General features: G+C 41.6%; 12 protein-coding genes. 6 read left to right on the top strand and 6 right to left on the bottom strand.

Annotated features, from left to right (window positions below):
• Window positions 1–173 precede the first annotated feature (173 nt).
• Window positions 174–1,019 carry a DUF2911 domain-containing protein gene (locus ABD000_RS00315; protein WP_343762336.1) on the bottom strand — a complete coding sequence of 282 codons (846 nt, stop codon included), beginning with the start codon at window positions 1,017–1,019 and terminating at the stop codon, window positions 174–176.
• Window positions 1,020–1,128: 109 nt separating this feature from the next.
• Between ABD000_RS00315 and ABD000_RS00310 the strand changes: the two genes are divergently transcribed.
• Window positions 1,129–1,842, top strand: coding sequence for an MIP/aquaporin family protein (locus tag ABD000_RS00310; RefSeq protein ID WP_343762333.1), 714 nt, complete (start codon window positions 1,129–1,131; stop codon window positions 1,840–1,842).
• On the top strand, window positions 1,832–2,380 hold the full coding sequence (locus tag ABD000_RS00305) for a DinB family protein (RefSeq protein WP_343762331.1): 549 nt from the start codon (window positions 1,832–1,834) through the stop codon (window positions 2,378–2,380). The genes ABD000_RS00310 and ABD000_RS00305 overlap by 11 nt, the downstream gene beginning before the upstream one ends.
• An 86-nt stretch (window positions 2,381–2,466) precedes the next feature.
• Here the strand turns inward: ABD000_RS00305 and capB are convergent, their stop codons facing one another.
• The 3 genes from capB to ABD000_RS00290 all read right to left on the bottom strand — a co-directional run bounded on the left by capB (window position 2,467) and on the right by ABD000_RS00290 (window position 7,238).
• Window positions 2,467–3,720: a cysteate-C-fatty acyltransferase gene (capB, locus tag ABD000_RS00300; RefSeq protein ID WP_343762328.1), complete on the bottom strand. Its 1,254-nt coding sequence runs from the start codon at window positions 3,718–3,720 to the stop codon at window positions 2,467–2,469.
• Between the two features lie 251 nt (window positions 3,721–3,971).
• The gene (gene capA / locus ABD000_RS00295) at window positions 3,972–5,012 is read right to left on the bottom strand and encodes a cysteate synthase (protein WP_343762326.1); all 1,041 of its coding nucleotides are present in this window, start codon (window positions 5,010–5,012) and stop codon (window positions 3,972–3,974) included.
• A gap of 90 nt (window positions 5,013–5,102) precedes the next feature.
• Window positions 5,103–7,238: a S9 family peptidase gene (locus ABD000_RS00290; protein ID WP_343762324.1), complete on the bottom strand. Its 2,136-nt coding sequence runs from the start codon at window positions 7,236–7,238 to the stop codon at window positions 5,103–5,105.
• A gap of 74 nt (window positions 7,239–7,312) precedes the next feature.
• Between ABD000_RS00290 and ABD000_RS00285 the strand changes: the two genes are divergently transcribed.
• Window positions 7,313–7,636: a YbaB/EbfC family nucleoid-associated protein gene (locus ABD000_RS00285; protein WP_343762320.1), complete on the top strand. Its 324-nt coding sequence runs from the start codon at window positions 7,313–7,315 to the stop codon at window positions 7,634–7,636.
• 24 nt (window positions 7,637–7,660) lie between these two features.
• Here the strand turns inward: ABD000_RS00285 and ABD000_RS00280 are convergent, their stop codons facing one another.
• Complete coding sequence (locus tag ABD000_RS00280) at window positions 7,661–8,704, bottom strand: threonine aldolase family protein (protein ID WP_343762318.1); 1,044 nt, start codon at window positions 8,702–8,704, stop codon at window positions 7,661–7,663.
• Between the two features lie 10 nt (window positions 8,705–8,714).
• Window positions 8,715–11,126 carry a zinc-dependent metalloprotease gene (locus ABD000_RS00275; protein WP_343762316.1) on the bottom strand — a complete coding sequence of 804 codons (2,412 nt, stop codon included), beginning with the start codon at window positions 11,124–11,126 and terminating at the stop codon, window positions 8,715–8,717.
• A 201-nt stretch (window positions 11,127–11,327) separates the two neighbouring features.
• Here ABD000_RS00275 and ABD000_RS00270 point away from each other — a divergent pair, with 201 nt between their 5' ends.
• The 3 genes from ABD000_RS00270 to ABD000_RS00260 all read left to right on the top strand — a co-directional run bounded on the left by ABD000_RS00270 (window position 11,328) and on the right by ABD000_RS00260 (window position 13,460).
• Window positions 11,328–11,696 carry an endonuclease domain-containing protein gene (locus ABD000_RS00270; RefSeq protein ID WP_343762314.1) on the top strand — a complete coding sequence of 123 codons (369 nt, stop codon included), beginning with the start codon at window positions 11,328–11,330 and terminating at the stop codon, window positions 11,694–11,696.
• A 315-nt stretch (window positions 11,697–12,011) separates the two neighbouring features.
• Window positions 12,012–13,119 (top strand): peptide chain release factor 2 gene (gene prfB / locus ABD000_RS00265; protein WP_343762907.1). Its coding sequence is split into 2 segments (ribosomal slippage): window positions 12,012–12,074 and window positions 12,076–13,119, totalling 1,107 coding nucleotides; the frame shifts between segments, so codons are not numbered across the junction.
• Between the two features lie 116 nt (window positions 13,120–13,235).
• Entirely contained in the window at window positions 13,236–13,460 is a 225-nt protein-coding gene (locus ABD000_RS00260; protein ID WP_343762311.1) for a hypothetical protein, read from the top strand.
• Window positions 13,461–13,466: the final 6 nt, after the last annotated feature.

Genomic DNA, 13,466 nt, shown 5'->3' with positions numbered 1-13,466 from the left:
GTTAACATGCAATAAAAAAACCGTCTCAATCGCTTGAAACGGTTTGTCTTAAATTAATTAATCAAAAACTAAAGACTGCGACTGCCTGCTGCAAACTTATTTAGATACCGCCTTTCGACGGCATAAGTCTTTCGGTAAACTCAAGACAGGCTTTTCAGATTAGGGTTCTCTGCTTACATTGCTCCCCATTCTTTTAGAGAATCCTCATTCATCTTGACATAATCTGCATTACCCGCAGCTTTCGCTCCTTCTAAAGACATCTTGGCTACTTTAATCGCTTCTTTTTTCTCACCATTGGCAGCAAGAATTAATGACTGCTGACGCAGTTGCCAAAATCCGGGCTTTTCGATCATGCTCATTGCCTTATCCATATATTCTTTGGCTTTTTTCATGTCCTTCCCGCTATCTTTATAATATACCGCGGCTGCATAATAATCAGCGCCAGATGGTCCGCTCAATGCCTGATCAATAGAAGCCATCACCATTTGGTCGGTCATTACTTTGACCGGTACACTCACCATCGTATCTGCCCAGTGAATGTGCATATTGGCTCCATCTGGCATCACATCTGCGAACATAATGGTAAAGGATTCGGCAGTTTTAGGAGCTTTCATCGCCTTAGTCATTACTTTTGCAGCAACTTTACTTTCATCCCAGTTTTGTGGGGTTCCCCAATTAGAGGCATCACTGTAAAAAATGACTTCCCACTGGTCTTTACCGGGTTTGGTAAATAGCGCATAGGTTCCTTTCTTAAGCTCTTTACCGCCTACCATGACGTCTTGATCAAACATGATTTTTGTATTGGCATTAGCCCCGGTTCTCCAAAGCTTGTCAAAAGGTACTAAGTCACCAAAAACAGTTCTACCACGCATGGCAGGTCTAGAATACTCTAAGGTAACATTAGTAAGACCAACTACCTGCTCTACTTTAGCCATCGGGCTGGGTTGTGGCGTTTTTACTTGTGCGTATGCAGTACTTAGAAAAGCTGCACAGGCGATAAATAAGACTATTTTTTTCATGTGTATATTTTTAATAGGTTCGTTTTTGCGAAATTACCATTCCTTTGTCCTTTTATTGTTAACAAAGGCTTAAAGTAGTACGATGTATATTTGCATTCTAACATAAACTATGCTCAAGAAATATATAGCCGAATTTATTGGAACGTTCGCCATGGTGTTTTGTGGTACCGGTGCCATGGTGGTGAATGATGTCACCAGCGGAGTTGTAACTCATCCCGGGGTGGCCTTTACCTGGGGATTAATTGTGATGGGGATGATTTACGCGTTTGGAGATATCTCTGGTGCCCACTTCAATCCGGCGGTGACCATAGGCTTTGCTTACGCCAAAAAATTCCCCTGGAAAGAAGTACCTAAATATGCGCTTATCCAATGCCTGGCTGCGATCGCAGCTAGTCTTATGGTGTTACTGCTGTTTCCTGAACATGAAACACTGGGGGCGACTATTCCAACCATTGAGCTTTGGCGCGCCTTTATTGTTGAAGTCTTACTCACGTTTTTCTTAATGGTGGTGATCATCAACGTATCTACAGGAGCCAAAGAAATAGGCGTGATTGCCGGGATTGCCGTTGGCGGAATCATCTTGCTTGAAGCTATGTTTGCGGGTCCAATCACGAATGCATCCATGAACCCTGCCAGGTCCTTAGGACCGGCGCTGGTATCTGGCAACCTTAAAGAGTTGTGGTTATACCTCACCGCTCCAGTTATTGGGGCAATTCTAGCCGTGATTAGCTGTAAAACAGTCAAAGATGAGCAGTGTTGTGCTACAGAAGATCAAATGCGTTTATGTATTTTTAAACCATTAAAACCATACGATGAAAAATAGTAGCCTACGATTGATACTTCTTGTGATGATATGCTGTTCAAGTAACCTAAACCTTTCTGCTCAAGAGAATGATGTTGTGTCTGAATACATCGAACGATTAGATAATTCTAAGAAATACCTGTTGCTGGTAGCAGAAATGATGCCCGAAGAAGCTTATGGCTTTAAGCCCACGCCAGAATCAATGAGTTTTGAAGAGCACTTGATGCATATCGCCTGGGCCATGGACTGGCATAGTCAATCCTTAATGGGCGGGCGTGAAGCACGGGATTGGAACACAGACACAGCACTAAAAGTCGATCGTAAGTCCAAGAAAGAAATGATCTCCACCCTTGACAAGAACTTTGATATAACCAAAGCTTTTATTGAAGATTTCGATCAAAACAAACTTAATGAGCGACTGGATTATTTTGGAGCAGATCGTACGAAATATCAAATTTTGCTGCTATTAGCAGACCATATCACCCATCACAGAGCGCAGATGTTGGTCTACTTGCGACTAAATGGATTAAAGCCACCCAGATACGTCTTGTATCAATAATAAGGTGTGATCTTTTAAGCAGAGTATCTATAAAACAAAAAATCCCGAAAAGTTACTTTTCGGGATTTAAACTATACTATATAAATTTAGGCTGTTGGCACCATACCCGCCGATAATCGCTTGTAGGTTCCATTTTCTAAACGGTCTCTAATCGCATCAAATGCATTTAGGGTTTCTTCAACGTCTTCTAAGGTATGGGTAGAAGTTGGGATCATTCTCAATAAGATAAGTCCCTTCGGGATAACCGGATATACCACAATAGAGCAGAAGATTCCGTAGTTCTCCCGTAAATCCTTTACTAATACCATCGCTTCAGGAATGCTTCCGTTAAGGTATACCGGAGTAACACAACTTTGTGTGGTTCCAATATTAAATCCACGCTTACGTAAACCATTCTGGAGTGCATTTACGTTTTCCCATAACTTATTTTTAAGCTCTGGCATAGTTCTAATCATGTCCAAACGCTTTAATAAGCCTTCGACTAAAACAGATTGTAACGACTTTGCAAACATTTGCGAACGCATGTTATACTTCATATAATCCATGATCTCTTTATCACCGGCAATAAAAGCGCCGGTACTCGCCATGGATTTAGCGAATGTTGCAAAGTACACGTCGATATCATCCTGTACACCCTGCTCCTCACCTGCCCCGGCACCTGTTTTTCCTAAGGTTCCAAAACCGTGGGCATCATCCACCAAAAATCTAAAATTATATTTTTTCTTAAGGGCTACAATTTCTTTTAATCGTCCTTGTTCACCGCGCATTCCAAATACACCTTCAGAAATTACTAAGATTCCCCCACCGGTTTGCTCAGCGATCTTAGTGGCACGCTGTAAGTTCTTTTCTAAACTTTCAATATCGTTATGCTGATAGGTAAAACGTTGCCCTACGTGAAGTCTTACTCCGTCAATAATACAGGCATGTGCATCTACATCATAGACGATCACATCGTCTTTTGCAACTAAGGCATCGATGGTAGATAAAATCCCCTGATATCCAAAGTTAAGTACATATGCGGCCTCTTTATTCACAAACTCCGCCAGCTCTTGTTGTAGCTGTTCGTGTAAGTCTGTGTGCCCACTCATCATTCGTGCACCCATCGGATAGGCAGATCCGTGTTTAGCTGCTGCCGAGGCATCCACTTTACGGACTTCAGGATGATTAGCAAGACCCAGGTAATCATTAACACTCCAGGTTATTACTTCTTTCCCCTGAAATTTCATACGGTTAGAAATAGGTCCTTCAAGCTTTGGAAACACAAAATAACCTTCAGCTTGTTCTGCCCATTTTCCTAAGGGTCCTTTGTCCTTATAAATTTTATCAAAAAGATCTCTCATAACGTCTTGTTAAAGCGAAGCGCAAAAATACAACAAAATGAGCGAATTAGCGAATAGGAGTTATTTACACGAATTGTTGATAAAAGAAAGCATCCGCTGAAGGAAAAAGGTACGAGGTACAAAGTACAAAGAACAAAGTGAGAAGTACGAATTAGAAAGCTCAGAGTTCAAGTCTCCAAGGTTTTTGATATGAGATTACAGAAAAAAAAATCCCGACAGTTGTCGGGATGATGTGGTATTAATGATAAAGTTTATCTCACGTATTCAATAGGGGTAGCTTCTACATCATTTTTACTATCGGTAAATCCTTGTTCGCTCATCCACTTATCATTAAAGACTTTACTCATATAACGAGAACCGTGGTCTGGGAAGATGATAACCACCACGCTGTTTTCATCAAATTCTCCTTGATCGGCGTATTGCATAGTTCCCTGCATCGCTGCGCCACTGGTGTAGCCTACAAACATACCCTCAGTCTTAGCAAGATTACGTGCCGTGTGTGCACTTTCCTCATCAGTTACCTTCATAAAGTCATCAATCATATCAAAATCTGTGGCTGTAGGGATTAAATTCTTTCCTAAGCCTTCAATGCGATAGGGATAAATTTCTTCAGCATCAAATTCACGCGTTTGATGGTATTTTTTTAATACAGAACCGTAGGCGTCAATTCCTAATACTTTGATATTAGGATTTTGTTCTTTTAAATAACGGGCCGTTCCAGAAATGGTTCCGCCGGTACCACTACAGGCAACCAGATGGGTGATTTTGCCTTCGGTTTGTTTCCAAATCTCGGGTCCCGTTGACTTATAATGAGCATCCATATTGAGCTCATTAAAGTATTGATTGATATAGATAGAACCTTTTCGCTCTTCGTGTAACCGCTTTGCAACCTGATAATAGGATCTTGGATCATCTGCAGATACGTGTGCCGGACACACATACACTTTGGCGCCCATAGTTTTAAGCATATCAATTTTATCTGCCGATGATTTTGAGCTTACCGCAAGGATGCATTCATATCCTTTAATGATGCTCACCATTGCAATACTAAATCCTGTATTACCAGACGTAGTTTCTATGATGGTGTCGCCGGGTTTTAAAATTCCTTTTCGTTCGGCTTCTTCTATAATATATAATGCAATACGATCTTTGGTAGAATGTCCCGGATTACAGGCTTCAAGTTTCGTATAAAACTGTCCTGGTAGATCGCTTGTAATATGGTTTAATTTTATGAGAGGCGTATCACCTACAAGCTGTAACACGTTGTCATAAACTTTTAAATCTTCTTTCATCCAGTGAAAATCTTAATCTAGTCAGTTAGTGATTGGGCTTCTAAAAAATCTGAAACACAAAACGCGACAAAAATACATCAAATTATTGAATTACTTTGTAATTCCTTCTAAGTCCAGCAGGAATGCGTAATCCTTAGCGGTTTCTTTTAGCGATTCAAACCTCCCCGAAGCTCCGCTATGTCCTGCATCCATATTGGTATGAAATAAAATGATATTATCATCTGTTTTTAGCTCTCTCAATTTAGCCACCCATTTCGCCGGTTCCCAATATTGCACCTGGCTGTCGTGATAGCCTGTGGTCACTAACATATTTGGATAGGATATAGCCGAAACATTATCATAGGGAGAATAACTTTTCATGTAATCGTAATATTCTTTGTCATTGGGATTACCCCATTCGTCATATTCTCCCGTGGTTAGCGGAATACTATCATCTAACATCGTAGAAACTACGTCTACAAAGGGTACCGCTGCAATTACGCCGTTGTAAAGTTCTGGTGCCATATTGACCACCGCTCCCACTAACAATCCGCCGGCACTTCCGCCCACTGCATACATGTGTTCTGGTGAAGTATATTTTAAATCAATGAGATGTTTACTACAATCAATAAAATCTGTAAAGGTGTTTTTCTTTTTGAGTAATTTTCCGTCCTCATACCATTCTCTACCCAGGTACTCCCCTCCTCTAATGTGCGCTAACGCAAAAACAAATCCCCTGTCTAATAAGGTTAAGCGCGTACTAGAAAAACCGGGATTCACGGTGTATCCATAGCTTCCATAGGCATATTGCAATAATGGATTCGTACCATCCAACATGATCCCTTTTTTATAGACTAAAGAAATTGGAATCATTTTTCCATCCCGCGCGGGTGCCCATACCCTCTTAGAAATATAATTTTCTTTATCAAAATTAGGATCTAGCACTTCCTGCTCTTTTTTCACTTCTTTCTCCTGCGTTTTCATGTTGAAATCAATTACAGAAGCCGGCGTGGTCAATGAAGTATAACGATAGCGAACGATAGACGTATCAAACTCTACGTTGGTAGACGTATAGGCGGTATAGGTTTCATTATCAAATGGGATGTAAAAGTCTTCTTTGTCATCCCAACTGCGAACACGAATCTTCAAGAGCCCATTGATACGTTCTGAAAGAACATAATAGTCTTTAAAAATCTCCATGTCTTCTACCAATACTTTGTCACGATGGGGCACCAAATCTTTCCAGTTGTCAGCGGTAGTCGCGTTCACAGGTGTCGTCATAACCTTAAAGTTGACCGCATCGTCTTTATTGGTTAAGATGTAAAACGCATCCTTATAATGGTCAATGCTATATTCTAAACCACGCTCCCGCGGGTGAAACATGTTGAAATCGCCCTGGGGTTGATCTGCGTCCAGAATCTGATATTCTGTCGTTAGGGTAGATGAGGTGCCAATGACCAGGTATTTTCGAGATTTGGTTTTATACACGTAGGTATTGAAGGTTTCGTCCTTTTCTTCAAAAACCAGTTGATCTTTCTCAGGATCTTCTCCTAAGCGGTGTTTATATATCTTGTTAGACCGAAGGGTTTGCTCATCCTTGCGGGTGTAGAACAAGGTTTTATTATCATTTGCCCAGGTGGAACCTCCTGTGGTAAGCGCTATTTTTGTCGGAAGAATTTCATTGTTCTTTAAATTCTTTACCTGAAGCGTGTATTTTCTACGTCCTACTGTGTCAATCCCAAAAGAAGCCATCGAATTATCCGGGCTTATAGAAATACCGGTGATATTAAAGTAGGACTGGCCTTTAGCCATCTCATTCCCATCGAAAAGAATCTCTTCTTCGGCAGTAAGTGAATCCTTCTTTCTGGTATAAATAGGATAATCCTTCCCTTTTTCGTAGCGAGTGATGTACCAATAGCCATTGTACTTATAGGGAACCGAAGCATCGTCTTCTTTGATCCTGCTTTTCATTTCCTCAAATAAATCCTTCTTTAACTGATCTGTATGGGAGGTCATTTTATCGTAGTAGGCATTTTCTTTTTCTAAGTACCCGATCACTGCACTATCATCCCGTTTACGCATCCAAAAGTAGTCATCTTCGCGTTGATCACCGTGCATGGTGTGAGTATAGCTTTCTTTTTTAGCAATTGGAGGTATAGGACCTTCTTTCATAGTGGATTGTTCATTTTTGCAAGCGCTGGCAAAAGTAAGGATTGCGAGAAGAACACAATGGCGTAAACGTATCATATTATAGTTTTAGTGGTGGTCTGCCAAACAGAAATATGTATTTTTGCCTGGACAACAGCTAAAGTAAGAAATTTATGTTTGGAGATATGATGGGCATGATGAATAAGATCAAAGAAGCCCAACACAAGGTAGAAGAAACCAAAAAGCGTCTGGATACGGTTCTCATTGACGAAAAGTCAATTGATGGGTTGCTTGAAGTCACCGTAACTGCAAATAGCCACATTAAATCGCTACAGATCAGTGACGAGTTATTAGAAGATAAAGAACAGCTTGAAGACTACCTCATCTTAACGCTCAATAAAGCCATACAAAGAGCCAAAGAAATCAATGAAGCTGAATTGGCCGCAGCAGCTAAAGATGGCATGCCCAAGATCCCCGGGATGGATATGTTCAAATAGTCCTTAGCTATGAGCTGTTAGCTCTTAGTTTATGAGACTGAATGTATTTTTAAGCACCTCCTGCATACGTTCATGCATTCTTGCGGTATAATCCAAGTGCGTCACGATACGTAGCTTACCGCCACCCATGTTGCTAATCCTGATCTGTTGATCTTCCAGCGATTGCATAAAGGCCTCTTCTTCCACGTCTGGATGCAGTTTAAAAATAATGATATTGGTCTCCACAGGTTCAACGGATTTAACGTATTCCTGTTGTGCCAATACCTGCGCTAGTTCACGGGCTCTTTGATGATCTTCTGCCAAACGTTCCACATGATGATCCAGCGCATATAAGGCTGCTGCGGCCATAAAACCAACTTGGCGCATTCCGCCGCCCAGTACTTTTCTCACCCTAATGGCATTTTTCATCAAGTGCTCATTCCCTACTAACACAGTTCCTAACGGAGTGCCCAGTCCTTTAGAAAGGCAAATGGAAATTGTATTAAACAACTCTCCATATCGTTTAGGGTCTTCATTCTTTGCTACGATCGCGTTAAACAGCCGGGCACCGTCTAAATGCAATCCCAAGTCATGCTTGTGGCACACTGCTTTGATGCGTTCTACCTCATCGAGATCATAACAAGCTCCACCACCTTTATTCGTAGTGTTTTCTAGACATACTAAAGAGGTTAGCGGACTGTGATAAAAATCGGGTGGATTGATCGCGCCTTCTACCTGTTCTGCTGTGAGCATCCCACGAGTTCCTTCAATTAGTTTACAGGAGACTCCGCTGTTAAATGAGACTCCGCCACCTTCATAATTATACACATGAGCGTAGTGGTCGCATATAAGTTGTTCCCCAGGTTGGGTATGCAGTTTAATCGCAGTTTGATTGGCCATGCTCCCCGTTGGAAAAAAGAGCGCATGTGATTTACCAAACATAGCTGCCAATCGCTCCTCTAATGCATTCACCGTGGGATCTTCTTTATAGACATCATCCCCCACCTGGGCAGACATGATGGCTTGCATCATTCCGGGTGTAGGTTTAGTCACGGTATCACTGCGTAAATCTATAATCGTTTGATTCATTGTTTAAAAATTAGTGGGTATTAGTGCATGAAAAACTTCCTATGGGGCTGCCATCAGGAATTTTTGGCGATGGGATCACTTTGAACTTTTCGGGTGCTTTAAGGAACTGGTCAATTTCACGCTGAATCATTTTTGCATAAGCATCATCTGTTCCAACACTGGATTTGATGATTGATAAAGCTTCGAACGCAATAGCTTTTGTCTGCGGAAGACTTTGTTCTTGCCTGGCTAAATTCATGATATGCTTTAATACACTAAATTGAATCGTACGGGCAATTTCTTTTTCATACGGCGAATCTCCCGAAGCTTTGAATATCTGCTTGTTCAATTGTTTCATTACCTCTTCTAAGCCTAATTGATTTTTATCTACGGCACGTTGTAAAACCAAGCGATTGGAGCGTTGTGGGTGCAACAAATAGCTTAAGGTGAAATCACTTGCTGTGGCAGCCGCTCCTAACGGGTCAAAACTTACGCCCATCGTGCTTTTAAAACTTTCTCTACTGCGGTTATAACCGTACGCCCGGGGCGGGAAAAGCTTGAGCAAGCGTTCTGGAATCATCAACTGTACCGGACTTAAGGTCATAAGCACCGCCTGTAACGCCTTTTCCTGATCGTCTTTAGAAAGATTTTTTATAATGGTTTTCTCTTCTCCTTTTGCCGCGTAGCTATAGTCCAATCCACCAATGAGTTTTGTGGTGGCTTCGGTTTGATACCGATGAAAGAAATACAAGGGGACAAATACGTCTTCCAGCACCGTATAGGGTTCACCAGTGCGTATATTATCCTTTCCAAAGTTTTTAATGGCCTGCTGACGTATCTTCAGGACTTCTTTGAGCTCAGTAGTAATGTCTTTTCCGTTATCCCAAAGATGTGCGGTAGCGTGGGCTCCTCCGGCAGCACGCGCATCAGGATCACTGATGAAGTCAAGTCCTGCTTTACTGGCCTGATCTAGGATTTGACGCAGGTAGTCTTTTTCGGCTTGACGGCTTACAGGATCTCCATAACTATAGGCAACAGTCACCTTGTCCCAGGCTCCAATGCCTTCCGCGTAGGCGTTATCAGCCGTAATTTCATTCCCATTCGTGCTAAACGAAGGATGGGGATAATCCATGACTGAAGCTTTTTCATTGGCACTGGCGGCGAAATTATGCGCAAAACCAAGGGTATGCCCCACCTCATGCGCAGAAAGCTGGCGAATTCTAGCTAATGCCATTTCCAACATGGGCTGATAATTATCATCACGTTCTGCAAAAGGCTGATTGAGCAACGCCTGGGCGATCATAAAATCCTGCCGAATGCGAAGGCTGCCCAAACTCACATGGCCTTTGAGTATTTCTCCCGTACGCGGGTCTGAAACACTGGCACCATAACTCCACCCGCGGGTAGAGCGATGTACCCATTGAATCACATTGTAGCGTAAATCCATAGGGTCAGCATCTTCTGGCAGCATCTTGACTTGAAAGGCATTGATGTACCCAGCTGCTTCGAAGGCCTGATTCCACCAACGTGCACCTTCTAGTAAGGCGGACCTTACCGGCTCTGGCGTACCGGGGTCCAGGTAATAGATAATGGGTTCTTTGGCTTCGCTCATGGCGATACCCGGAGTTTTCTTTTCTAAGCGATGACGACAAATCAGGCGTTTTTTGATGGGTTCCCACACGGGTGTCGAATAGTCTGAAAATGTCATGGGGAACGAACCGCAGCCGGGAACAAATTCACGAGGGGTATAATTATCATCTGGCAATGCTACAAACGAATGATGCTGAATAACGGTGATTGCTGAAGCATCTGGAACAACGGTTCTTAGGTTTCTACCGGTAGGTTCTCCAGTAAAGGTAAGGAGTGCTTCAAATTCAGCATTTTTAGGAAAGGATTTTGTGCGGTCCATCGCTAAGGCGCTTCTGGATTTATCTAATTTATAGTTGCCTTCTTTTTGAGCTTTTAATCGTTTGGCCACTCCATGGGTATCTTGCATTAAGAACTGCGTAAGATCGATCAAAAAACTGCCTTCTTTTTCTTCTTCGATCTTAAATCCAAACAAAACAGACAAGCCAAAAGCCTGCTGAATGCTCTTGCTCTCTGCGGCATTGGTCGATGTGGTGCGGTAGTTTTGATTTGGCTGGACTAAGAGCAACTTATTCCCTGCCCGCTGAAACTTTACAATTACTCCGGCGCCCAGTTGTCCGCGATCCAGTCCAATATCATTAGACCCTATACCCGTAGTGAGGGAATGAACATAAAGAAATTCCTGCTCCAACTTATCCACCTGCATCCAGATCTTATCTTCTTTTTGGCTGTACCAAAAATCTGCGTACCCGTTGAATTTTTGAAGATCTTCTTTTTTAGAAAGGGTAGAAAATGTCTGTGCTACTGTTGCAATTGGCAGTAAGATGAACAAAAGAATATGCAGGCTATTTTTCATGGAAAGAATTTAAAGCTTAAAACTAAGCAAAAATTGGGTAGGTGCAAATTGTCAATTTAGATGAAGTAATAATCAAAAGTATCTGTAAAAACATCCATCCCCAACCCTTCCTTCAAAGGAAGGGGGCTAAATGGAGATGATATTAAAAGTCTCCCTTTGAAGGGAGATTTAGAGGGATGTAAATTTTGCTACCTTTAAACTATGTCCTTCAACAAAATACTACCATATACAAAAGAGGCAAGACAACTTTCTAGATCTTTACGTAAAAATCAAACTGAAACAGAAAAAATGCTTTGGCAAAAAATACGGTTCAATCAATTGGGCGTCATGTTTTTTAGGCAATTTCCTATCCTTGACTATGTGGTTGATTTTTATGCTAAAGAGATCGGATTAGCCATCGAAATAGATGGAAAGTACCATGACAATCAATTCTTAGAGGATGCCCACAGACAGGTAAGAATCGAAAAATTAGGAGTTTATTTTCTAAGATTTTCAAATAAGGCAATTCTTGAGGATATGGATACTGTGCTGTCTGAAATTGAGGCTATAATTATAGAGCGAATTGATTGAATTTATGGCATATCTTCTAAAAGTAAACATCCATCCCCAACCTTATGCCTTCCTCTCATCCGCTGATGCGAATTCGTCGGAGGCAAGCAAAGGAAGGGAGTTCGTTCATAAACAAATTTGAAGTCTTTCTTGGAGCGCGTGTCGCCTTAGCTTCTCGGCCTTCGTAGCTGTGCTACTATGGCGAAGGACGCTAGCGGTGGCGTAAGGGAGATTTAGAGGGATGTTTTAATAAAAATTTCTATAATGCATAATCCCTTCTCCTCTCTCTTTGAAGTTGACCGAATTAGACTTATTTTTACCTCAAATTATACTACCTTGATTACTACAGACCACATCACATCACTCCAAGAGCGACTAGACAGCTTGAGGAGATATCTTTGACATCGATCGTAAAAAGATCGAAATCACCAATTTAGAAGAAAAAACATTCTCCCCTGATTTTTGGAACGACTCTAAAGATGCAGAGCTTCATATGCGTGCGCTTAACGCGGAAAAGAAATGGGTAGAAGATTATGAAAAAGCGATAACTCTGGTAGAAGATCTAGAAGTACTGCACGAGTTTTTTAAAGAAGGGGAAGCCACGGCTGAAGATGTTGAAAAACGAAATGAAGCCGCAGTTACGCTGATTGAAGACCTTGAATTTAAAAACATGCTGTCTGAAGAAGGCGATAGCATGAGTGCTGTCTTGCAAATCACTGCTGGAGCCGGTGGAACTGAAAGCTGTGACTGGGCGCAAATGCTTATGCGCATGTACCTCATGTGGGCAGATAAAAATGGCTATAAAGTCAAAGAGCTCAACTTTCAGGAAGGTGATGTCGCCGGAATCAAAACAGTGACCCTAGAGATTGACGGCGAGTATGCCTTTGGCTGGCTTAAAGGAGAAAATGGTGTGCATCGACTGGTGCGAATCTCTCCGTTTGATAGCAATGCAAAGCGTCACACCAGTTTTGCATCGGTATATGTGTATCCACTGGCAGATGATTCGATTGAGATTGACATTAATCCATCAGAAATCAGTTGGGATTTTGCGCGCTCCAGTGGTGCAGGGGGACAAAACGTGAATAAGGTAGAAACCAAAGCGATCCTGACCCACCACCCCAGCGGAATCGTAATTCATAATTCTGAAACTCGTTCGCAATTAGAAAACAGAGAGAAAGCCATGCAAATGCTTAAGTCTCAGTTGTATGAAATCGAACTCCGCAAACAGCAGGCGCAACGCGATGAGATTGAAGCCGGAAAGATGAAAATAGAATGGGGCTCTCAAATTAGAAACTACGTGATGCATCCGTATAAACTTGTGAAAGATGTGCGTACTGCCGAAGAAACCGGAAACGTAGATGCGGTCATGGATGGCGCGATTGACCCGTTTTTAAAAGCCTATTTAATGATGATGGGGCAAGATACGGTAAGTGATGAGTTGTGAAAGTACACTTTATTAATAACAAATCAAGATTGTCAAATGTGAATAGCCTTAAAAGGAAATTTTTTTGAAAAGCTATTTTACCTAAAAATGACTATCTTAGATTGTAATTCTTGTTTATGGGAAAAATTTTTATTTTCATTGCTGCCTTAGGGCTATTTTTGGCATTCTCTTTTCTGGTCTGGAAATCCACTCAAGGATTTATGAAAAAAGAATATAGCAAAAAATTCCGAAAAAACTGGGGATTCAAGATGTACCATTATACCTTTATTCTAATGGTAGGCGGCGGGTTTACGGTATTATTTATAAAGCTATTAGAAAACACTGGTCTTATAAATCCTTAAAAACAA

Origin of the sequence: Gangjinia marincola, from assembly GCF_039523415.1 — a bacterium.
Lineage (GTDB): Bacteria > Bacteroidota > Bacteroidia > Flavobacteriales > Flavobacteriaceae > Gangjinia > Gangjinia marincola.
This window is presented reverse-complemented; position numbering and strand designations above follow the sequence as displayed.